Source organism: Marichromatium sp. AB32, from assembly GCF_003718675.1.
GTDB classification, from domain to species: Bacteria; Pseudomonadota; Gammaproteobacteria; order Chromatiales; family Chromatiaceae; genus Marichromatium; species Marichromatium gracile.
Genome location: NZ_RHFJ01000030.1, coordinates 1 through 23,529, shown reverse-complemented (window position 1 = coordinate 23,529; position 23,529 = coordinate 1). Strand labels below are relative to the sequence as shown.

The following is a 23,529-nucleotide window of genomic DNA, read 5'->3' as shown; positions in this document are numbered from 1 at the left end:
GCACAAATCATGAATATTCGAAAAGCGAAAGGATCTTCACTTCCCAACAAGAGGCATGGCCGTCAACGCTCACACGAGCCCTTGAGCCTTTTCAAAAGCCGCAAGGTCTTCCCGAGCCCGCTCCTCAACCACGACGGTAGTCTCGGACTGCTCGCGACCTTGATGAGCGAATACTTGAAAAAGGCATACGCGGCCATTTTATAGGTCGACTGAGGGTTGATGTAGATGGCTTCTTTTGCCAGTTGTCTGGGCCCCGCCTCGAACAGGGCCTGTCCTCTTGCCACCGGCGCCACCGGAAGGAGCCTGTGGTAATCCGCCACCATCCCGTCCAAGGTGCGCGGCGGAGTCTGTTCGAGCCGGCCACGCACCCTGGAGAGAACCTCCCTGTCGTCATCGAGAGCGCGCATCAGTTCGACAACCGCCCCGGCATCCAGGTCACACAGAAAACCGGTTTCACCATGATCGATGCGATCGACAAAACTCCCCACTCGGGTGGCAACGACAGGTATGCCATAGTGCTGCAGCTCGCCAAGCGTGTAGGAAAAGGTTTCCGGGACCAGAGAACAGAGCAAGCCGACATGCGGGCGCAAGGCGGAAAGCTCGGACTGAATCTCTCCCCGGGCATAGTGCTCGACGAGATGAACGCCGGGAATGCTGGAGAACACATGGCCGCTGACACCACAGCCGATCAGGTAGATGTCCGCAAACCGAGCCAAGGCGGGCAGGACCTGCTCGAGCAGCCTCAAGCCCTTCGCCTCACTCAGTTTTCCCGGAATCACAACACGCAACCGCCCCGCATCCTCTCCCGCGAGCGATGGGCTGGGCGACAACCCCAAGCCGTGCGGAATGACATGGGCAGGCAGGGATTCGAGCTGAGGCATCTGGGTACGCCATCGCTCGAGCACGGAACGGACAGGCGTGACCAGCGTGACGGGGTTGTCCTGCAAGACCCCGACAAAGGCTGCGCGCAACGCCTCCCAGTCCTCCGGGGCACGACTGGTAAAGAATTGATGGCCAGGATTATCCTTCATGCACGCCCGAAGCCTTTCGCCATCACAGCGGGCGCAGACATCGTTGAACCGGGAATACAGCGCGATACAGAAAGGATAATGGTCATGAGCAACCAGCAAGGTCGGGAGGCCGGTGCGAAAGACATCGAGCGAGTGACCGATCAGCGAAGAGACGATAACGCCCTGGACCTGATATTCCGAGAGGATCTCGCGCAGGACGGCGCGATAATCCAGATTGGCCAGTGCCGTCTCCGTGATTGGCGTGGTCAGTGACCAGACACGGAGCGGCGGCATCGCACTGTAGCTGCTGTAAAGCTCGAGACGCTGCCCGAACTCACCCCAGGAGCCGATCGACTTCAAGACCAGGTTGACTCGACTCGAATCACCCGCGATGAAATCATCCACCCAGTGACCGAGCCCGCCGCCCCAGCTATGAGCGATATGCAGCTGAACCGGCTGCGATGAACGGACGGCTGCGGAATCGATGGCTGGCGCATGCCCCTCGTCAAGCCTGGTGCGCAACCATCCGAGCAGCTTGCTGGATTTCGACGCAGACTCGATGTATGCCGAGAGCGCGCTTGACTCACCCAGGCCTCGCTGTTTCGCGGTCAGCAAATTCAGCGCGACCAAGCTGACGAGACCGGCGCGCTCGAGACAAACGACCGGGTCCAGGCCCCTGCCTGCCGCCCGTAGAGCGGACAGCCCTTGCGCGGTCAAGTAGCAGCACTGGGGGAACAGGATGGGAAGCTGTAGGTGTTGCGTTGCGCCGAGCGCCGCAACCAGCCGGTCGTTGTCCAGCCACGCGGTCATGGCGGCCGCATCGACCGCGCCCGTTGAACTCGATCCACGCGCGGAGAGACCAGCGCCGTCATCGAGGGGCGGCACCCCCATGCAAAGCGGAGAAATGCAGCCGATCAGGGCGTCGTCCTTGGCGATGGAACGCAGCCGCGTATCCCACCCGGGCGGCACCAGGAAGCCGGCGCCGACAACCATCACCTCGCTGACCGAGGCCGGCAGCGTGCTCAGGATGTCGGAGAGACCGTTGCTGACCTGCGGGTGGATCTCGACGCGATCATCCCGCGCAAGATCCAGGCCGACCCGGCTGGAAAGCTCGCTGCAAAACGCCTGCTCTTCCCGCTCGCTCATCCCCCGGCTAAACCCAGGCAGATAGAGTCGAATCCCGGTCGCGTAGGCAGTATTCGACAACAGCAGGCGCAGGCTCTCGACCAGACAGTCATCCCGCACCGTCAAGCCTGTTGTCGCAGGGCCCCCATCAAAGCAAAGCACGCGTTCCACGGTAGCATCAGCGCCGGAGCAACCGGGCACCTCGACTCACCAGACGGGCCAGCTTCCAGCTACGTGAATGCTTGATGCGACGCAGCTCATCGAGCGCCTCGCTCAACTGTGCCCGCAGCGCCTCGGCGGGAAGCTCGTCGAAGTCCGTTGGTGCCGGACCATTGACACGGAACCAGTCGTAATAGGACTGATGGAGGTCTGAGGTGTCGAATGGATCGGGGAAGGCGTCCTGCAGATCCTGACGGTTGCGATAGACGATCCTCTGCAGCTTGGTGATCGTCTCCCCGTTGCTGTAGCAGGCAAACTTGCACGGCAGCTTGCCGAGCGCGTCCTGACCGTTCTTGCGACACTCCTCGATATACCAGTCGCGCAGCTTGAAGAGCACCGGGCTGGATTTCCCGTAACGCTTCAGCATGGCCTCCTGGGCGCCGCTGTCGAACCCGGAGAAGTGATAGAAGCTCAAGGGCTGGCCATTGATCTCGATGCCGTCCTCGATCGACCCCGTTGCCTGTCGGTGGCTGATGTTCCAGGTTGCGACATTGTATTGAGGATCACGCAGGATCAGCACGTCCTCGAAGAAGCCGGGCGCCAGATCGACCCACCGCTGATCGGTGAACAGTCCGTTGGGGATATCGTCATAACAGAAGTCCACCAGCCGCGCCGCCCACCAGTCGAGAAAACGCCGTCCCTCGCTGCTGGCGGTGTTGACGCCGACGAACCCCAGATTGTAGATCCCGTGCTTCAGGGCACTGATCTCGTTGTCGAGAATCCCCTGCAGATCCTCCTCCGGGGCGGTCAGGTGAGGCGTCAGGGCGACGCTGTGCCCGGCAAGCTTGCCGCTGAGTTCATCCAGACCACCGAAAACAACCATGTCGGGGTCGAAATAGAAGACCTGCGCCGCATCATGCCGTCGTGCGATCTCCTGTGCCGCCAGGCCTTTCACTGCGGTGCAAAGCTCCACCACGCTGTGCTTGAACACCCAGGCATTGACATCGGCGACCGGCAGATCCTCGATCTGCAGCACACTATCGAAAGGCTCCGCCGCCAGATCGAAACCGCTGGGCGGCGTGTCGCTGAGCATCAAGTGGAAACCAGCATCGGGGCAGACCCGCTTGATCGACGAAGCCAGCACGCGAGCCTTCGGCAGATAGTTGCTCGTAATGCTGGTAAAGCAGTGAGGCGATGATTTCATTTTTTACGCAGAATCCTCGTATAACGCCAACTACGGCTGGCATGAATGGCGGCCAACTCCGCCTTGTGCGCGGCCAGGGCCGTCTCGCGCTCTGCCAGTTTGGCCTTCAGCAAGGCCACTTCTTGCTGGCGAGTGCTCGACTCCAGGTCGAGCGCATCACGCAGCAGGGCCACGTCAGCCTCGCGATCGCGCACGAAGCGCTCGACGCGTTGCTCACCCAGCTCCCGCCAATGGCGACGCAGATGGCGATGATTGCGGTGCATGGCTGCCAGCAGCGCGCGCGGGACACCGAAGCGCTCGCGGAGTATCCCTCGCTGCATGCGCTCGATCTCCGCGCCACCGCGCAGCGCGCCCGACAAAATCGTATTGGCGCCGTGAAGGCGATAATCGAACAGGGGCTCGTCGATCAGATAGGTGAATCGCTCCGGCGCCTCGAGCGCGGCCCGCAGCGCAAACTCCCAATCGACGACATAGCGATATTCCCTGAGACCGCCGATGCGATCCAGCAGCGCGCGCCTGAAAAAGAAGTTCGAGGTCGAGGCCGTATAGTTGCCGTACAGCAAGCCGGCCACGGGGCCATCGGCCCTCGCGTACTGACGGAACCCTTCGATCATCGTATTGAACCAGTGCCCGGGGTCGCTCACGACGCCCCCGTCCTGGTCGATCAGGCGCAAATCGCTGACCAGGAAGTCGTACCCCTCCCCCGCCACCGCGAGCAGACGCTCGAGACGATCCGGGTGATAGCGGTCGTCGGAATTCAGGATGGCGACCCACTCCCCGCGGGCCATCGACAGCCCGCGGTTGATCGTCGCATGCGAACCGGCGTTGTCCTGGCGCAGCAGCCGGGCGCGCGGATCATTGGCTAGGGCTCGCTCGGCAACCGCCGCCGTGTCATCCGGCGAGCCGTCATCGATGACGATCAGCTCGAGGTCATCGAAGCTCTGCCGCAGCACACTGTCGATGGCCTCGGCGATGAACGCCTGATGACGGTAGGCCGGAATCACGACACTGACAGATGGGGTCTTGCTCATGATTCATCTCTGTTGAAAACGGCAGTCATCATCACTCATCCCCCTTTCGCCGCAAGCCGCTCACCCGCCGCACCAGCCGGCGCAGCGGTGCGGTCATGGTCCAGGATCGGGAGGACTGGATGTCCCGCAGTGCGGCCTCGGCCGAGGCATGTCGCGACTGGCTCAGGTCGAGCGCCTGGTTGACCGACGCCAGCTCGGCGCGCTGACGTGCGACAACATCCTGCAGCGTCTCGACGTCGCGCTGGAGCTGGTGACAGATGGCAACATGGCGCTGCCAGAAGAGATCCGTCTCGCCGGTGAGACGCAGATACGCGGAGAGTTCCGGGGCGCCCGCGGCCACGGGCTCGCCGGGCGCAAGCGCCCGATGAAGGATCTCCAGGGCCAGCGCGCGATGAGCCGGCGTCCCGATCGCCAGGGCGGTCCAGGCCAGGCGCAGGCGCGGCGACGGCTCGTCTTGCGGCTGCGCCGGATGCGACAGCGGAGACACATGGCCGTCGAGACCGTCGGTCAGATAGTGACGCAAGACCTGCAACCGCTCCCAGGGCTCGCGAGCAAGCACCTCGGGACGCGCGGCGCTGGCATTGCGCTCGCCGTCGAGGATGCGGAAGTCGACCAGCTGCGCGTCGAGGATATGGATCTCGTAATGCGCGCAGAGCCGCACCCACATGTCCAGATCGGGCAACTGGGCCAGACGCGGGTCATAACAGCCGACATGGTCGTAGCATGAGCGCCGGATCAGGACCGAGGGGTGACACAGACAGTTTCCGGCATGAAAGAAGTGATCCAGCCATGCCTGACGAGAACGGTTCGCCTCCTCGAAGATCAGATAGTCCTTGTGTCCCGCGTCGGTGAAGGGCGCGCCGCGTTCGTCGATCAGGCGCGGCTTGGCAAACACCGCGCCGCACTCGGGGTGGCGCTCGAGAAACGCCACCTGAAGCGCCAGCTTGTCCGCTCGCCAGCGATCATCGGAGTTGAGCACGGCGACGAACTCGCCGCGCGCCCGCGCGATGGCATCGTTGACCGCGATGCAGGCCCCCTGATTGACGGCAAAGCCGTGAAAGCGGATGCGTCGATCCGAGGCGGCAAGCTCGCGGAGGATATCGGCGGTACCGTCATGGGAGCCGTCGTCGGTGACGACCAGCTCCCAATCGGTGAAGGTCTGGGCCTGCACGCTCTCGATGCATTCACGCACAAAGGCGGCATGGTTATATGCAGCGACAACAACGCTGACTCGTGGACTACTCATGATCGATCCATCTCTGTACTCGGCGCCAAGGCCTGCCTATCCTGCCCGCGGCGGCCAGGACTCCATGTCCTATCGCGGCGCGTCCTCGCCAAGCAACGCCGCCTCCAGTCGCAGCAGCTCGCGCGAGCGCTCCTTGACGCGCCGCGCCGGGCGACCGGCATAGACGCCGAACGCCGCGCAGCGCTTGGTGACCAGACTGAGCGCGCCGACCGCCACGCCCTCCTCCAGCGTCACCCCGGGCAGGATCACGCTCCCGGCACCGACGATCGCATGCCGTCCGAACCTCACCTCGCCGTGGGCAACGGCCCGATAGCAATCGGGCACCGTCGGATTGGTCAGCGCGGCGCCGGAGTAGTCATCGCTGCTCGAATACACCGACACCCGCGAGGACAGACCGCTGAAGTCCTCCAGACTGATCCGCGCCGCGCCGATCAGGGTACAGCCGACGGCAAGATGCACATGGCTGCCGATCGCGATGCCTCCGGCACCCGCCGACACCACGCAGAAGTCATCGATGCGCACCGCATCGCCCAGGGTGATGCGCGATGCGCCATAGAACACCGCACGCTCGGAGATCTCGACGTCGCGACCGACACCGGCGAACCCCAGCGCCTCGACCTCGGCACGCTCAAGCATCGCCATCGCCGGCCTCCCGCAAGACCGCGATCACGCGCGCCTGATCCTCCGCCTCGAGATCCGGGTAGAGCGGCAGACAGAGCACCTGTTCGGCCGCGCGCACCGCGTTCGGCAACAGGTCGGGCTGCGCCGATGGCAGCCCCCGGTACATCGGGAACGCCGAGATCAGCGGATAGAAATAACGCCGGGCATGGATGTCTCGCGCCTTGAAGCGCTGGTACAGGGCATCGCGATCGATGGGGTATGCCGACTCAACCATGATCGGGAAATAGGCATGATTCGCCCCCTCCGGCACCGGGTCCGGGTGACAGCGCAGTCCGGGGATCTCGTCGATGGCCGCGCGATAGATCCGCGCCAGCTCCGCGCGACGCGCCAGCGCGGCATCGACGTGCTCGAGCTGCAACAGGCCGAGTGCCGCGCAGAACTCGTTCATCTTGCCGTTGATGCCGGGGGCCACCACCGTCACCTCGTCGACGAAGCCGAAATTCTTCAGCCGATCGATACGCTGCTTGGTGCGCGCGTCCGGGCAGATGATCGCCCCGCCCTCGAAGGTGTTGAAGACCTTGGTGGCGTGGAAGCTCAACACCGACAGGTCGCCATGATCCACCAGACTGCGCCCCCCCACCCTGGCCCCGAAGGCATGCGCGGCATCATAGATCACCCTCAGGTTGTAGGTGTCGGCGATGCGCTCGATCGCATCCAGATCGCACGGATGGCCATAGACGTGCACCGCCAGGATCGCCGTGGTCTGCGGCGTGATCGCCGCCTCGATGCGCGCCGGGTCCAGGTTCAGCGTCACCGGATCGACATCGACGAACACCGGCTTGATCCCGTTCCACAGCAGCGAGTGCGCCGTCGCCACGAACGAGTAAGGCGTGGTGATCACCTCCCCGGTGATGCGCAGCGCCTGCAGGGCCGTGATCAGCGCCAGCGTGCCGTTGGCGAACAGCGCCAGATGCTCGACCCCCAGGTACTCGCCCAGCGCGGCCTCGAAGCGCGCGTGGAAGGGACCAGCGTTGGTCAGCATCCGCGCATCCCAGATCTGCTCCAGATAGGGCATGAACTCCCGCAGCGGCGGAAGGGCGGGTTGCGTCACATAGAGGGGTCTGGAGGAGGACATGAGTGCCGATCAGCAGAGGTTAACGGAGAGATCCCGATGTCTCGCAGACGCTGCGGGCGCGCACCAGAGGCCGTCGGCAAGCGGGGCCGCGGCGACCGACGCGCGGTCGCGGCGACAGCCCCGGACAGCGCCCCTAAGCCTCGCCCTCGAGCGTGCGGTGTGCCACCTCGTTCTGCCAGTGACAGGCGGCATGCAGCGGCAGGGTCTCCCCCCGCACCACCTTGAACGCCAGCGCGATGGGCACGAAGTCACACACATCGACCTGAGCGATCTCGAGATTCTCCGGGATCGACAGCATCGCGGCGATCGAGTAATCCCCCTCGCGCAAGCGCACGGTAAAGCGCCAGTCCGTCTGTACCACCTGGCCGGCGCGCAGATCGGTGATGGGGCGCGACTCGATCTCGGTGTCGGAGTAGATGATGTCATACCCCGTGCGATCGCGCACATGGTAGGCCATGCCGGCCAGCGCGATCGCCTGATTGGCGCGAAACAGCATGCGCAGCACCACCGTCTGGCCGAACTCGACGCACTCCAGCGGCTGGCCGTCGAGATCCGTCAGCCGCACATCGAGGAACTCCGCCTGACCGTTGCGGATGCGCTGAAAGTCCGCGCGCCGCGCGAACTCGGCCTGCGCCTCGAGATCCGCGGGATCGAACAGATCCTGCGCGGGCAGCTCGGGCGAGGCGGCCTCCGGCGCCGGTCTGGCGGCGCGCTCCGCCTGTACGCGTGCGCTGTAATAGGCCTCGACCACCCCGGCGGTCTCGCCCAGCGCCACCGGCTGCCCCCGGTCGAGATAGAGCGCGCGCTGGCACACCGACTTGACCGCGCCCACATCGTGGCTGACGAACAGCAGGCTGACCCCGTCGTCGATCAACCGCTGGATGTGCGCCATGCACTTGGCCTGGAAATACATGTCGCCGACGGCCAGGGCCTCGTCGACCACCAGCACGTCGGCATCGACGTTCACCGCCACCGCAAAGGCCAGACGAACGTACATCCCGCTCGAATAGGTCTTCACCGGCTGGTCGATGAAGGCGCCGATATCGGCGAAAGCGGCGATGCGCTCGAAACGCGCGTCGACCTCCGCCTGCGTCAGCCCCAGCACGCTGCCGTTGAGATACACGTTCTCGCGCCCGGTGAACTCCGGGTTGAACCCCGCGCCCAGCTCCAGCAGCGCGGCGATCCGCCCCCCGGTCTCCACCCGCCCGGTGGTCGGCGCCAGGGTGCCGCAGAGCATCTGCAGCAGCGTCGACTTGCCCGAGCCGTTGCGCCCGATGACCCCGAGCGTCTCCCCCCGGCGCAGCTCCAGCGACACCTCGCGCAGCGCCCAGAACTCGCGATAATACTGCGGCGGCGGCTGCCCCCGCAGACCGCGCCAGCGCGCCACAACCGACTGCTTGAGCCGGTCCTCCGGGCGCTCGTACACCCGATAGCACTTACCCAGCCCCTCGGCACGGATCATCATCGGCTCAGACGACATCGGCAAACCCTCGGCGCGCCCGCTGGAACCACCAGAAACCGCCCCAGGCCACCATCACGCTGATGACCGAATAGACCAGCAGACCGCCCCAGTGCGGCAACTGACCGAACAGCAACACCCGCCGGCTCTCCTCGATCACCAGCGTGAGCGGGTTGAGATACAGCAGCGTCTGCCCCAGCTCGGGCAGCGCCGAGAGCGGATAGAAGGTCGGCGACAGAAACAGCATCACCGTGGTCAGCAGACCGATGCTCTGCCCGATGTCGCGCAGATAGACCCCGGTCGCGGCCAGGAACCAGCCGCACCCGAGCGTCACCAGCAACAGCGGCGCGACCACCACCGGCAACAGCAGCGCGGTCCAGGGCAGCGACTGCGTCAGCAGCCACTGCCCCGCCAGCAGCACCACCAGACTGATGCCCATGTGGAAGAGCGCCGAGCCCAACGCCACCCAGGGCAGCACCTCCAGCGGAAACACCACCCGCTTCACATAACTGACGTTGTCCAAGATCAGCCGCGGCGCGCGATTGGCCACCTCGGAGAACAGCGCATGCACGATCAGCCCGGCGAACAGCACCAGACCGAAGGCCGCATGCCCGTCCTCCACCGGACCGCCCCAACGCGCCTTGAACACCACCGAGAACACGAAGCTGTAGACCAGCAGCATCAGCACCGGGTTGAGCACCGACCAGGCCAGCCCCAGCCACGAGCCGCGGTAGCGACTGCTGATGTCGCGCCGGACCAACTGGAGGACCAGCCCCCGGTTGCGCCACAAACTCGCCGGCAGGGCCGACGGCGCGGTGGTGGATAGATCGGAATACGGAGAGTCCATCGGCAGCTTTGGGAGGTCGGGTGAGCGGGTGACGGCGGGCCGCGCGGGACACGCCAGGGCAAGTCAAGGGATTCAGTGTAGCGATCCGGGGCGGGCGGGACAATCTTGCGCACCACCAGCGGTCGCCCCGAGGTGATGCTAAAAAGAGACACGTTTCAATATAGTGTCAGTCGCGCACTTTCAGGCTTGTTTTATGGGAAAACTTGAGTAGAATTTAGCAGTGCTCGTATCCAATGTTGCTTTTTGGGGACACCAAGATGAGTTCCTGGTACAGGTCGGCACAGCGGAGTCGGGCGCCCCAAAGCCTGTCGGCGCCACCGCCCGCGCTGAACCGCTCTGGTACAGCAACTCGACGGCCGAGTGCTTGCGCCATGGCGTGAGTTGCTGATAGCGTCAGGCTGCGTTAGCCTAGCCGAGTTTCGGGCTCACCCACCACCCTAACATCCCACCGTAAAGGACTAAAACTCATGGCTCTCCAGACCTTCGTTCAAGAATACTATCTGCAGCAGAACCCCGACGTCCTTCAGGCCGTCCTCCAGGGTGTCTTCACCAGTGCCGAGCAGCACTACACCCTTTACGGCGAGGCCGAGGGTCGCCAGCCCAACCCCTACTTCGAGCCGACCGGCTACTACACCCAGAACCCGGACGTGCTCGCCGCCGTGCAGGCCGGCGTCTTCTCCAGCGCGCTGGAGCACTTCGAGATGTACGGTGCCACCGAGGGCCGTCAGCCCGGCGCCGACACCTTCAACGAGGCCACCTACCTCGCGGACAACCCTGATGTCCAGGCCGCCGTCGACGCCGGCACCTTCACCAGTGGTTACCAGCACTTCGTGCTCTATGGTGCGGCTGAGGGGCGTGCCTCGGGTGGGTCTGAGACGCCGACGAGTGGGGAGACGTTCACGCTGACTACGGCAATCGATAACATTCAAGGCACCAATGGCGACGACACCGTCATCGGTGGCGCAGGTTCGGCTGCCGGCGCTAACACTCTCGGTGCTGCAGACGTCATCAACGGTGGAGGCGGCACCGACCGTCTGAACTTCTTCTCCGATGGTACAGCAGCCGTCAGCGTCACGCCGAACATGACGAGCGTCGAGCAGGTCTTTATTCAAGGCGCGACAACTGCTGGTGGTACGACTGTCAATATGGTAAACGCGACCGGCGTTACGGAAATCTGGAACGACCGCTCGACTGATACTACTGGCGTGACTGTCACCAACGTGCAGGAAGCTGCCGCGGTTGGCGTCAAAGGCGAGATCACTGGGGCTAGCACCTACAACGTGGGCTTCAAAGACAGCCTTGCAGCCGGAAACGCCGATGCTCTGTCGATTGCTCTGGATGGTGCAACGATCACCAACTTGGACGTTGGCGGCATGACTGCGGCGAATGAGTTCGAGACGCTCAACTTCTCTGCAACTGGCGCCTCGGTGATCACGAACCTGCGTGATACTGGTGGTGCCGCTCTCAACGCAACCACGACCGTTAACGCAAGCGGTGAAGGCTCCCTTACTGTCACTGCAGCTCTGGCGGCGACCGTGGCTACAGTTGATGCGTCTAGCAACACGGGTGGTGTCAGCTTCGATCTGTCCGCCACAGGTAATGTCACAGCCACAGGCGGTACTGGCGACGACACCTTCTATCTCGGCAATTCCTTGACCACCAACGACACTCTGGAAGGTGGTGAAGGTACTGACATCATTGGCGTCAACGCTGGCGCCACGCTGGTTAACAACCTGTCTGTGTCCGGCTTCGAGACTTTGGATATCCGTGGAGCTGGTGGTACAGCGGCAGCTTTTGATGTCTCCAAGCTGGACGGCATTACTACACTCAAGGTGGGTGCTGCAACTGTAGCAGGCAATGCTGTTACCGTTAATAACTTGGCGAAGGGTGCCGGCGTTGAAATTAACGCGGCTCTCGGTAACACCCTGAACATCAACGTCAAAGATGCTGGCGCAGGCAGCCCTAACGACACTATTGATGTTCTGGTTAAAGGCGCTACCGCCATCACCACTGGCAGCACTCTGGATATCAATGATATCGAGACTGTAACGCTGACAGCTGACAAGGCCACTGCGACTGGCGCTGTGACACATACCATCAGCGACCTGACCGCCGATGAAGCACTGACCATCAACGTTGCCAACGGCAACGCTGGCCTGACCATTACGGACCTGAACGCTCAATCGTTGGTCTTGTTTGATGCTTCTGAAGCAACCCAGAGCGTTTCTGCAACCACCGCTGGCGGCACTGCTTTCACTGCAACTAACGGTGTAGCCTTTAAGCTGGGTTCGGGAAATGACACGCTGGACTTGACTGGCTCTACCACTGCAGGCGGTGACTTCATCATCACCGGTGCCGCAGGTGGTGATGCTATTACATTGACTGCTGGTGGTGCCGAAACAGAGCACTTGGTCTATTCTGGCGCGGGTGAATCCAATACTGGCGTGATCAGCGGTGCCAACCAGTTTGACACCATCGCCAACTTCGTCACTACTGAAGACAAGATTGATCTTTCGGCCTTTGGCTTCAGCGGCGTGCTTACTTCGTCGCTCAAGACTGGTGCCCCAGCTGACATTAACGCGGCTACCGGCGAAATAGCAGCAGGCAAGGCCGAGAACTTCTTCGGTGCGGGTGGTGACCAGCGAGCGGTCGTAATTGTTGACGACACCGCCGACACCTGGGTCTATGTCGACGCCGACCAGAACGGCAGCTTCAATGACGGCGACTTGGCCATTGAGTTGACCGGCCTAACTGGTGGCACTATTCCCGTCTTGGCCGACTTCACCTTCGCTTAACCCCTCTCCTAAGCGGCTTAGGTTGGGTTGCCAACGGCAACCCAACGTCTGCACTAACGCTTGATGCTTGATTAAAAACCGCCCTCGGAAAACCGGGGGCGTTTTTTTTGCAAACGCAAAAGGGGAAGAAAAGGACACCCACTTACCTTTGACTTCCCTCCCCGCCTCTCCGGAAGAAAAGGACACCCACTTACCTTTGACTTCCCTCCCCACCTCTCCTACCTTCCTTTCATCACCCCTCGCGGAGAGACCTCATGACTCGTCCCCGCGCCTCGCTCGTCTCACTCTCTGATACGCCTTGGTACCACCTCGTCACGGGTGGAAGAAAAGGACACCCACTTACCTTTGACTTCCCTCCCCACCTCACCTACCTTCCCTTCATCACCCCTCGCGGAGAGACCTCATGACTCGTCCCCGCGCCTCGCTCGTCTCACTCTCTGATACGCCTTGGTACCACCTCGTCACGCGCTGCGTACGGCGGGCCTATCTCTGTGGCTTCGATCGGTTGACCGGACGGAGCTTCGAGCATCGGCGCGGCTGGGTGGAGTTGCGGTTGCGTCAGCTCGCCGGGGTGTTCGCGATCGATGTCGCGGCCTATGCGGTGATGAGTAATCACGTGCATCTGGTGGTGCGGCTCGATGCGGAAGAAAAGGACACCCACTTACCTTTGACTTCCCTCCCCGCCTCTCCTACCTTCCCTTCATCACCCCTCGCGGAGAGACCTCATGACTCGTCCCCGCGCCTCGCTCGTCTCACTCTCTGATACGCCTTGGTAGAAGAGAGAAGAAAAGGACACCCACTTACCTTTGACTTCCCTCCCCACCTCTCCTACCTTCCCTTCATCACCCCTCGTGAAGAAAAGGACACCCACTTACCTTTGACTTCCTTCCCCACCTCTCCTACCTTCCCTTCATCACCCCTCGCGGAGAGACCTCATGACTCGTCCCCGCGCCTCGCTCGTCTCACTCTCTGATACGCCTTGGTACCACCTCGTCACGCGCTGCGTGCGGCGGGCCTATCTCTGCGGCTTCGATCGGTTGACCGGACGGAGCTTCGAGCATCGGCGCGACTGGGTGGAGTTGCGGTTGCGTCAGCTCGCCGGGGTGTTCGCGATCGATGTCGCGGCCTATGCGGTGATGAGTAATCACGTGCATCTGGTGGTGCGGCTCGATGCGGAGCGTGCTTCTCAGTGGTCGGATGAGGAGGTGTTACGGCGCTGGCGATGTCTGTTCCGGGGGCCGGTGGTGGTGGAGCGGTTCCTGTCGCCTGCGACGCGGGCGGGGATGACCGAGGCGGAGCTGGATGGTGTCGCGGAGCTGGTCGCGACCTATCGGGCGCGGCTGGTGGATCTCTCGTGGTTCATGCGGGTGTTGAACGAATCGATCGCGCGGGCGGCGAATCGGGAGGACGGGGTGCGCGGGCGGTTCTGGGAGGGACGCTTTCGTTCGCAGGCGATCCTCGACGAGACGGCGCTGCTGGCGGTGATGGCCTATGTCGATCTCAACCCGATCCGCGCCGGGATCGCGGAGACGCCGGAGGCGAGCGCGCACACCGGGATTGCGGCGCGGATCGCCGACTTGCAAGGGGATGGGGATGAAGCAGAAGCGGCACCACAGCCCCGGCAAGGCTCATCGCATCCACCGCCCACCCCAGCGACAGCATCGACGCCGCCAGAGACCGAAGACACGGAGCCCACGGCAGACGCACGTCGCGCTGAACTCTGGGAAGCCGCCCTCAACCGTCTGCCACCTGCCCCACTGATGCCATTCGGCAACCCCGCCGAATGCCCAGCCACCATCCCCTTCACCTTCGACAATTACCTGATCCTGGTCGACTCGCTCGGGCGCGCCCTGCATCCACGCAAGCGTGGCGCGATCCCGGCGGGGTTGCCCGACATCCTCGCCCGACTCGGCATCGCGCCGGAGCGCTTCGTCGAGCACGCGGGTTTCCTGCTCAAGGGTTTCGGCGCGGCGATCGGTGCGCCTGAACGAATGACGGCGCTCGCCGCACAGCGGGAGTGTCGCTATCTGCGAGGCGTGCGACGCGCCAAGCAGTTCTTCACGGCTGCCGCCGCCACGGCCTGACATATCGATCGCCCATCAGCCGGGGTCGTTTCGTGGGCCCAGCCTGACCCCACCCTGGGTCCAACGCGCCCCAACCCCTGGGGTCAGGCTGGCCCCTGAACGGACGAATCCGAAGGCACGAATGATCGCTCCCCCGTGGCCCCCTCGGGGCGGGAGGATGAACGGGCGAGGAGACGGCGAATGCGGGAGACGCCAAGGGTTGGCGCGGAGATGGGGAGGCTCGACAAGCCGGACTGGGCGAGGGTAGGATGGCCACCGTCGCGGGGGTGTTGACGCACCTGACCGCGTAAAGCCCCGACTGCAACAGAGTCGAGCGCACCAGTGGCCGGCGGTATTCTAGCAAAGTCCCCCAGGGGCTGGCATGTGCCGTACTGCCCGTTCGCGATCCCTCTCAATCCAGTCGGTGGTCTCCGTTTCCGTATGCTGGAGATTGCCGAATGTCCATTCAGTTCGCCACCTCGCCGGTGGAGATCCTGGCCTGGCAGCGCCGCGTGCTGTCCGAGCCGAGGCTGAGCCATACCGCCAGCCGCATCGCCACCAGTCTGTCGCTGCACATCAATTCGCACTCCGGCGTCGCCTGGCCGTCGCTGCGTACGCTCGCGCGGGTGTCGAACACCTCCTACAGCTCGGTCAAGCGCGCCATCCGCCGCATGGTCGAGCTACAGCTGCTGCAGGTCGAGCGCGGCGATGCCAGACGGGCGAATCGTTATCGGGCGATCCTGCGGCGCGACCCACCCCGGCCCGCGCCGCAACGCGCGCCCGACCCTGCGCCCAGACAGCAGGCCGAGCCGCGTCCCGTCGATGACGCCGCCATCGCGCGGGTCGTCGCCCACCTCAACCGCGCGGCCAACGCCTGCTTCCCCGACGCGCCGGGCACCGCGACCTACCGCATCCTGCGCCGCGCGCTGCGACGACACGCCCCGGAGACGCTGTGCGCTGTGGTCGACCTGAAGACCGCCCAGTGGGGCCGCACCGAGCAGGCGCGTTATCTGCGCCCATCGACGCTGTTCACCCCGTCCCGGCTCGAGGGCTATCTCTCCGAGCTGCACCAGCGCGGACGACCGGCCTCGCCCCCTCCCCCACCGTCACCCGAGCCCCCGCGCGACCCCGACCCCACCACGCGCCCGCCGACCGCGCCGGGCAAGGTACGGCGCCATCTCGATGCGATGCGCCATATCCTCGGGCGCGCGGTTGACAGTCCGCCGGGCCACGCATAGCTCCTGAAAAGGACACCCAGTTACCTGCGGATGCTGAAACGAGGGCCAGAAAGGGAAGCTGAAAGGGACACCCGAAGCTGAAAGGGACACCCAGTTAGCAGTTAGCGGAAGGCTCAAGAGCGTAAAGAGCGTAAAAAGGACACCCAGTTAGTTAGCTCGCCCAGTTAGTTGGCTCAAAAAGGACACCCACTTACTTACCTTAAAAGGACACCCACTTACCTTGAGGCAACGCATGCTCGCGGCGTCGAGCCCGAGCGGTCGAACAGCGCGTCCATGCGCGGATGCCGAAGGAGTACGGCGACGACATCGCCCCCTTCCCCGGCGAGATCGCGCCGTGCACTCGCCCTTGCGTGTCCAGTGCGCGCCAAAACAGCGAACAGCGCCTCAAGACGACAAGAAATCGTCCACAGTCATTCCCCATCGATCGACATCCGTCATCGGACGTGTTCGACTGGCTCCGGCACTTGCGCCTTTGTGACCGCCCCGATCGACAGGGGTTGGTCGACAACGGCGCATCGGCCCTCGAGCCCGGACGGCTCGATCTCCTCCCCGGCCATCACGGCAGGGAGGATTGTCCCGAACCCCGGTGCGCCCGATGACGCGCACGATGGAGAGATCGCAGATGGTTAGGTTTTTCGACGAAGACTTTTACTTGCGCAACAACCCGGATGTCGCGGCGAGCGTACAGGCCGGCACCTTCACCGCTGAGGAACATTTCGAGCAATACGGACGTTTCGAGGGACGCAACCCCAACGCCTTCGTCGATCTCGATTTCTATTTGCAGCAGAACCCGGATGTTGCCGAGGCGGTCGCCAATGGCAGCACCACCGCTTACGACCATTTCGTCACCTACGGCGCGCAGGAGCAGCGCCAACCCTCGCCGCTGTTCGATCCAGCCTTCTATCTGGAGCAGAACCCGGATGTCGACAGCGCCGTGACGGCGGGCACGCTGACACCCTTCGCGCACTTCTTCGACCACGGCCAGGGCAACGGCGAGCTTCGCGCCCCCGCCCCCGGCATCGATCTGCAGGCCTATGCCCGGGCCAACCCCGATGTGCTGGCGCAGGCCGAGGCCGGACAGATCGGCATCGCCGAGCACCTGTTCACCTACGGCTTCGCGGAAGGGCGTGATCTCGGCAACGGTCTGAATCTCGCGGACTTCGCCAACGACCCCGAATTCCAGGCCGCGGTGGCCTCCGGCAACGCCGCGGCCGCGCTCGCGCGGGTCAACGAGGTCGCGCCCTTCCTGCCCGCGTTCACCCCGCCCGAGGGCTGGACACCTGCCGCCGACACCCCGATCCCGGTCGACTTCATCCCCACCGAGGGCGTCAGGCTACAGGTCCCCCAGGGCGTCGAGGTCCCGGACGATATCGAGCTGCCCGACACCTTCGAACAACCCGGCTCGCCGGAGACCCCGGAGGAGCCCGGCAGCGGTGGCGGCACGCCTCCGCCCCCGACGTTCAGCGTCACCGAGAGCGGCACCTCGCCCAACATCACCCTGACCTTCGCGGGATCGGCGACCGGTGACATCACCGTCACCGAGAACGCGGGCGCACTGACCTTCACCCGCGATGGTCACGAGGCCAGCACCAAGCCCGACCTCACCGACCTCGACGACGCCGGCATCCCGGGGCCGCTGACGATGAGCGCGGCCACCTTCGCCGTGACCGGCCTGGCGGCCAAACTCGCCGATGGCGCCACCAAGGTCGACGCCAGCAGCGCCACCGCGGCGCAGCTCACGGCGCTGTCGGACAATGCCGCCAAGCTGGCGGCCGACGGGCTCAGCAACCTGACCCTGACCGACACCCAGAGCGCCACCGAGATCGGCAACCTGCTCGGCAAGGCCACGGGCGCGCAGGTCACCGCCACCAGCATGGGCGACACCGACCTCAAGGCGGTGGCCGACAACGTCGCCAAGGTCGCCACCGACGGCATCACCGGCACCCTGGCGCTCTCCACCACCGGGCTCGACGAGACCGACATCGGCAATCTGCTCGGCACCCAGACGGCGGCCGGCGCCACGGTCAACGTCGATGCCACCAGCATGACCGACGCCGAACTCGATGCGGTCAACACCGGCATCGCCAAGGTCGACGGGCTCAGCAACCTGACCCTGACCGACACCCAGAGCGCCACCGCGATCGGCAACCTGCTCGGCAAGGCCACGAACGCGCAGGTCACCGCCACCAACATGGACGGCACCGACCTCAAGGCAGTGGCCGACAACATCGCCAAGGTCGCCACCGACGGCATCACCGGCACCCTGGCGCTCTCCACCACCGGACTCAACGAGACCGACATCGACAACCTGCTCGGCACCCAGACGGCCGATGCCGCCACGGTCAACGTCGATGCCGCCAGCATGACCGCCCCCGAACTCGGCGCCGTCAACACCGGCATCGCCAAGGTCGACGCCATCACCAACCTCACCCTGACCGACACCCAGAGCGCCGCCGCGATCGGCAACCTGCTCGGCAAGGCCACGGACGCGCAGGTCACCGCCACCAACATGGACGGCACCGACCTCGCGGCGGTATCCACCAGCATCGGTAATGTCGCCAACAACGGCATCACCGGCACCCTGGCGCTCTCCACCACCGGGCTCGACGCAACCGCTATCGGCAACCTGCTCGGCGCCCAGACGGCGGTCGACGCCACGGTCAACGTCAACACCGCCAGCGACAGCGGGATGGACGCGGCGGAGCTGACCGCGGTCGCTCAGGGTCTCGCCAAGATCGACGCCCTCACCATCGACACCACACACCAGATGCAGGGGCAGGGGCAGGCGGCCGACATCAGCGGCCGGAGCTTCTCGCTGACCGGCACCGACACCACCATCGACTATCTGCAACTGGCCACGACCCCGGGCGACGACACCATCACGCTGACCAACGTCACCACGACGGACGCGAGCGTGATCGTACACGCCTCGACCGGCACCGACACCATCGCCTTCGGCACCGGCACCTTCTCCGTACTGTTCGACAGCACCGACGATGGCACCGGCGGCAACTCCATCACCGGGTTCGATGTCGGTGACGGCGGCGATGTGCTGGCCTTCAAAGACAACGACAATCTCGACCTCAGCGGCACGGCCAGCGAGACCTTCGCCAAGGGCAACATCGGCAGCGCCGATCAGGTCACGGGCAATGTCATCGTCGCCACCAACGCGATCACCGGGGCCAGCGACATCGAGACCATGCTGGCCAACCAGAGCGGGGTCACCGGCGGCGCCGTGGTGGTCGCCTACAACACCAGCACCAGCAAGACGGAGCTGTACTACGACAGCGATGGCGGCACCGACGCCGGCGGCGCCGAGGTCACCTTGCTGGGCGTGGTCGACATCACCCAGGCCGACGTCGCCAACCTGACCACCTACAACTTCCACGTCATCTGACGACAGCCCGCGCCTGCGACGGCGCCCCGAGTTGCGGGGCGTCGCGCACGATCCGGCCACCGAAGACGGCGACCGAGCTACACTCCCGAGATGAACCAGGCGCGAGCGCGCGTGGTCATATCGTCCATTCATCCCCGTAGCGAAGCCCCGCCATGGTCAGCACCGTCACCCGCGCGAACGATTCCACTCATCGAGCCGTCCCCGGCCTCGGCTACGACGGCGTGGTCAAGGTCAGCGCCGGCGGCTATTACGGCACCGGCGTACTGTTATCCGACGGGCAGGCGGTGCTCACCGCCGCGCACCTGTTCGATCCCGGCGTGACCTCGGCCAGCGTCACCTTCGAGACCACCGCCGGCAGCGAGACGCTGACGGCAAGCCGGGTGACGCTCCACCCCGACTACGACCCGGTCAACGGCAACCACGATCTGGCGCTGGTCTGGCTCGACCAGTCGGCCCCGGTCACGGCCGAGCGCTACGGGCTCTATCGCAGCCCCGACGAGATCGGGCAGGTGTTGACCCTGGTCGGCTACGGCACCCCCGGCACCGGCGCGAACGGAACCATCGATTCCTATTCCGGCGAGTCGTTGCGACTGATGGCGTTCAACACCTTCGATGCCGGGATCGAGACCCTGGACGCGCGCTTCGGTCGCATCCTCACCTGGGAGCCGGCCAGCGGCACCCAGCTGATCGCCGACTTCGACGACGGCAGCAGCCGACACGACGCGCTCGGTCAGCTGCTCGATCTCGACCATCTCGGCATCGGCGTGAACGAGGGGCTGATCTCGCCCGGCGACAGCGGCGGGCCGGCCTTCGTCGACGGGCGCGTCGCCGGGATCGCCAGCTATACCGCCAGCATCAACACCTGGCTCACCCAGCCCGATGTCGACAACCAGGTCAACAGCAGCTTCGGCGAGATCGCCTCCTGGCAGCGGGTGAGCCACTATCAGCAATGGATCGACCTGAGCCTGCGCGCCAATTACACCGACGCGCCGAGCAACGCGACCGAGGTCTCGCCGCTGGTCCAGGAGGGCGACAGCGGCACCAGTCACGCCTATTTCCTGCTGGAGTTCAACGGCACCCGCAGCGGCCCCGAGGCCTGGCTGAGCGTCGACTACGCCACCCGCGACGGCACCGCCGTCGCCGGCCAGGACTATCTGCCGGTGAGCGAGACCCTGGTGCTCTATCCCGGCGAGGATCAGGCGGTGATCGCCGTCGAGGTGATCGGCGACACCACCCCGGAAGAGGCCGAGACCTTCTTTCTCGATGTCTTCAACCCGGTCGGCGCCGACTTCGGCGCCGGCGTCACCCAGCTGAGCGCCACGCGCATCATCGTCGACGACGACTGGTGGGGCTGAGGCCGCGCCGCCGCGCCGACCTGCAGCGATCGCACCATCCGCGTTATCATGATCGCCTGACTCGAACGCCCGTGCGCCAGGACCGACGCGCCGGTCGGCGACGCCCGGGATCGGCGCGCCCGATCCCCGCTCCAGCCGCGCCCTCGGCCACGCGCCACCCAGCCCCCATCTTCATCCGAGGTCGAATCCATGCCCAAGATCGCTGCCTTGTCACGCGAGCGCCACGCCGCTCGGCGCTGGAAACGCTATGACTCCTATGCCTTCGCCCGGGGCGCGGCGCTGGTCGATGTGGTGGCCGCCGAGCTGCCCAAGGCGACCATGGGCCTGCCGCTGGCCTTCGTCCGTCAGGGCGAAGGCTTCGCGCTGAGCGCGGTGCTGGGGCTCGCCCCCGGTCGCAACCTGTGCGTGACCCAGGAGGGCCGCTGGGTCGGCGGCGGCTACATCCCGGCGGCGCTGCGCGGCTACCCCTTCCGCCTGGTGCGCACCGAGGGCGACCAGCTGGTGCTGTGCATCGACGAGGACAGCGGCCTGCTCACCGACGACCCCGAGGACGAGGCGCTGTTCGACGACGAGGGCAAGCCCTCGGCGGCGATCACCAAGGTGCTCGAGTTCCTCCAGCAGGTCGAGACCAACCGCCAGACCACCGCACGCGCCTGCGCCGCGCTGGCCGAGGCCGGGGTGATCGCGCCCTGGCCGATCAAGGTCCAGGGCGACGAGGGTGAGCGCGAGATCGAGGGGCTGTTGCGTATCGACGAGGCCGCGCTCAATCAGCTCGACGCCGAGACCCTCGCCGGACTGCGCGCCAGCGGCGCGCTGTCGATGGCCTACTGCCAGCTGCTCTCGATGCAGCACCTGCAACGACTCGGCCTGCTCGCCAAGGCCCACGCCCAACACGACGAGGCCGCGGCCAGGCAGGCGCGGGCGATGCTCGACCAGCCCGAGGAGGAGAGCTTCGAGTTCGACTGGGACGCGCTGACACGCTGATCCCGACACCGCCAACCGCTTGACCCGACAAGACGATCGCGCGCCGCCCGGCAGGTCCCCGCCGCGGTGGCGCGGACACGGGCGAGGCACGCCCTGTGCTAAAATTGCCCGTTGATCAATCGAGGAATCCCCATGGCCGAACTGCAGCCCGCGAAGACCCTCAAGGAAGCAATGGCGATCTGCCGCAGCTCCTTCTACGGTGCCGGTTTCTTCAGCCTGTTCATCAACTTGCTGATGCTGGTCCCGCCGCTGTACATGCTGCAGATCTACGACCGGGTGCTGGCCTCGTCGAGCGTCTCGACGCTGATGGCGCTGACCGTGCTGGTCGCCTTCCTGATGCTCACCATGGGGCTGCTCGAATGGGTGCGCTCGATGGTGCTGATCCGCGTCGGCGCCCGGCTCGACGGGGTGCTCAGCCAGCGGGTGTTCGACGCCACCATGGATGTCGCCGCGCGCCAGCCCGGCCAGGGCAGCGCCCAGCCGATCAGCGATCTCGGCGGCTTTCGCCAGTTCATGACCGGCAACGGGCTGTTCGGCTTCTTCGATGCGCCCTGGATCCCGGTCTACATGGTGGTCATCTTCATGTTCCACCCGCTGCTCGGGGTGATCGCGCTCGGCGGCGCGCTGATCCTCATCGCGCTGGCCTTCCTCAACGAGTTCCGCACCCGCAAGCCGCTGATGGCCGCCTCCAACCAGGCAATCCGCGAGCAGCACGTGCTCAACGCCAAGCTGCGCAACGTCGAGGTGATCGAGGCGCTGGGGATGCGTCCGCAGATCCAGCAGCGCTGGCACGACCACCACGCCCAGACCATCGGCTGGCAGGCGCGCGCGAGCGAGGAGGCGGCGCTGCTGATGGCCACCAGCAAGTCCTTCCGCATGTTCCTGCAGTCGCTGATCCTCGGCGCCGGCGCCTGGCTGGCGATCCAGCAGTCGATCACCCCCGGTGTGATGATCGCCGCCTCGATCATGATGGGCCGCGCGCTGGCCCCGGTCGATCAGATGATCGGCTCCTGGAAGGGCTTCGTGAACGCCCGCGCCAGCTATGGCCGGCTGCAGAAGCTGCTCACCGAGATCCCGCCGGGCAGCCGTCACATCAGCCTGCCGGCGCCGACCGGCGCGCTCCAGCTCGAGGGCGTGGTGGCCGCGCCCCCCGGCGCGCGCAAGCCGGTGCTGCGCGGCATCTCGCTGGAGATCGCCGCCGGCGACGTGGTCGGCATGATCGGCCCCTCGGCGGCGGGCAAGTCGACCCTGGCGCGGGTGATGCTCGGCATCTGGCCCCTGGCCTCGGGCGCGGTGCGGCTCGACGGCGCCGATCTGGCGCTCTACAACCGTGACGAGCTCGGTCCGCACATCGGCTATCTGCCGCAGGACGTCGAGCTGTTCGACGGCACCGTGGCCGAGAACATCGCCCGCTTCGGCGAGATCGAGGACACCGAGGTGGTGGCCGCGGCGCAACGCGCCGGGGTGCACGAGCTGATCGCGCAACTGCCCAACGGCTACGACACCCGGCTCGGCGGCGGCGGCGTGATGCTCTCCGGCGGTCAGCGCCAGCGCATCGGGCTCGCCCGCGCGCTCTACAAGAACCCCAAGCTGGTGATCCTCGACGAGCCCAACTCCAACCTCGACGACCGCGGCGAGGCGGCGCTGCTCGAGGCGATCGACAACCTGCGCGCCACCCACGCCACCGTGGTACTGATCTCGCATCGCCCGAGCGTGCTCAAGGCGGTCGACAAGGTACTGGTGATCAAGGACGGCCGCATCGAGGCCTATGGTCCGCGCCAGGAGGTGCTCTCGCGCGTGCTCAAGCCACGCTCGGTCCAGCCCGCGTCGCTGGACGCGGCCTCCAGCGCCAGCGCCTGA

At 65.2% G+C, this 23,529-nt stretch carries 15 protein-coding genes and 1 pseudogene; 8 read left to right on the top strand and 8 right to left on the bottom strand.

Annotation, left to right across the window (positions count from 1 at the left end):
- Positions 1-62: 62 nt before the first annotated feature.
- The 8 genes from EBL85_RS10480 to EBL85_RS10445 form a co-directional block, all read right to left on the bottom strand.
- Positions 63-2,306 (bottom strand): glycosyltransferase, encoded by a 2,244-nt coding sequence (locus tag EBL85_RS10480; RefSeq protein WP_148040533.1) that lies wholly within the window; start codon positions 2,304-2,306, stop codon positions 63-65.
- A gap of 7 nt (positions 2,307-2,313) precedes the next feature.
- On the bottom strand, positions 2,314-3,498 hold the full coding sequence (locus EBL85_RS10475) for a glycosyl transferase (RefSeq protein WP_123142882.1): 1,185 nt from the start codon (positions 3,496-3,498) through the stop codon (positions 2,314-2,316).
- Complete coding sequence (locus tag EBL85_RS10470) at positions 3,495-4,529, bottom strand: glycosyltransferase (RefSeq protein WP_123139263.1); 1,035 nt, start codon at positions 4,527-4,529, stop codon at positions 3,495-3,497. The genes EBL85_RS10475 and EBL85_RS10470 overlap by 4 nt, the downstream gene beginning before the upstream one ends.
- Before the next feature lie 31 nt (positions 4,530-4,560).
- The gene (locus tag EBL85_RS10465; RefSeq protein ID WP_123142881.1) at positions 4,561-5,775 is read right to left on the bottom strand and encodes a glycosyltransferase; all 1,215 of its coding nucleotides are present in this window, start codon (positions 5,773-5,775) and stop codon (positions 4,561-4,563) included.
- 69 nt (positions 5,776-5,844) lie between these two features.
- Positions 5,845-6,417: an acyltransferase gene (locus EBL85_RS10460; protein WP_123142880.1), complete on the bottom strand. Its 573-nt coding sequence runs from the start codon at positions 6,415-6,417 to the stop codon at positions 5,845-5,847.
- On the bottom strand, positions 6,404-7,531 hold the full coding sequence (locus tag EBL85_RS10455; protein WP_062274952.1) for a DegT/DnrJ/EryC1/StrS aminotransferase family protein: 1,128 nt from the start codon (positions 7,529-7,531) through the stop codon (positions 6,404-6,406). Before EBL85_RS10455 ends, EBL85_RS10460 begins: the two co-directional genes overlap by 14 nt.
- A gap of 133 nt (positions 7,532-7,664) precedes the next feature.
- On the bottom strand, positions 7,665-9,011 hold the full coding sequence (locus tag EBL85_RS10450) for an ABC transporter ATP-binding protein (protein WP_062274950.1): 1,347 nt from the start codon (positions 9,009-9,011) through the stop codon (positions 7,665-7,667).
- The gene (locus EBL85_RS10445) at positions 9,001-9,837 is read right to left on the bottom strand and encodes an ABC transporter permease (protein WP_123139260.1); all 837 of its coding nucleotides are present in this window, start codon (positions 9,835-9,837) and stop codon (positions 9,001-9,003) included. The genes EBL85_RS10450 and EBL85_RS10445 overlap by 11 nt, the downstream gene beginning before the upstream one ends.
- Positions 9,838-10,304: 467 nt before the next feature.
- Here EBL85_RS10445 and EBL85_RS10440 point away from each other — a divergent pair, with 467 nt between their 5' ends.
- The 8 genes and pseudogenes from EBL85_RS10440 to EBL85_RS10400 all read left to right on the top strand — a co-directional run bounded on the left by EBL85_RS10440 (position 10,305) and on the right by EBL85_RS10400 (position 23,529).
- On the top strand, positions 10,305-12,632 hold the full coding sequence (locus tag EBL85_RS10440) for a hypothetical protein (RefSeq protein ID WP_123142879.1): 2,328 nt from the start codon (positions 10,305-10,307) through the stop codon (positions 12,630-12,632).
- A 403-nt stretch (positions 12,633-13,035) separates the two neighbouring features.
- Positions 13,036-13,278 (top strand): annotated as a pseudogene (locus EBL85_RS10430) (transposase); the annotation flags it as partial.
- 289 nt (positions 13,279-13,567) lie between these two features.
- Positions 13,568-14,716, top strand: coding sequence for a transposase (locus EBL85_RS10425; protein ID WP_123142878.1), 1,149 nt, complete (start codon positions 13,568-13,570; stop codon positions 14,714-14,716).
- 437 nt (positions 14,717-15,153) lie between these two features.
- Positions 15,154-15,933: a conserved phage C-terminal domain-containing protein gene (locus tag EBL85_RS10420; RefSeq protein ID WP_123142877.1), complete on the top strand. Its 780-nt coding sequence runs from the start codon at positions 15,154-15,156 to the stop codon at positions 15,931-15,933.
- A gap of 622 nt (positions 15,934-16,555) precedes the next feature.
- Positions 16,556-19,330, top strand: coding sequence for a hypothetical protein (locus tag EBL85_RS10415; RefSeq protein WP_148040532.1), 2,775 nt, complete (start codon positions 16,556-16,558; stop codon positions 19,328-19,330).
- 152 nt (positions 19,331-19,482) lie between these two features.
- Positions 19,483-20,685, top strand: a complete 1,203-nt coding sequence (locus EBL85_RS10410; RefSeq protein ID WP_123142875.1) for a trypsin-like serine protease — start codon at positions 19,483-19,485, stop codon at positions 20,683-20,685.
- A 189-nt stretch (positions 20,686-20,874) separates the two neighbouring features.
- On the top strand, positions 20,875-21,669 hold the full coding sequence (locus EBL85_RS10405; RefSeq protein ID WP_123142874.1) for a SapC family protein: 795 nt from the start codon (positions 20,875-20,877) through the stop codon (positions 21,667-21,669).
- Positions 21,670-21,801: 132 nt separating this feature from the next.
- The gene (locus EBL85_RS10400) at positions 21,802-23,529 is read left to right on the top strand and encodes a type I secretion system permease/ATPase (RefSeq protein WP_123139253.1); all 1,728 of its coding nucleotides are present in this window, start codon (positions 21,802-21,804) and stop codon (positions 23,527-23,529) included.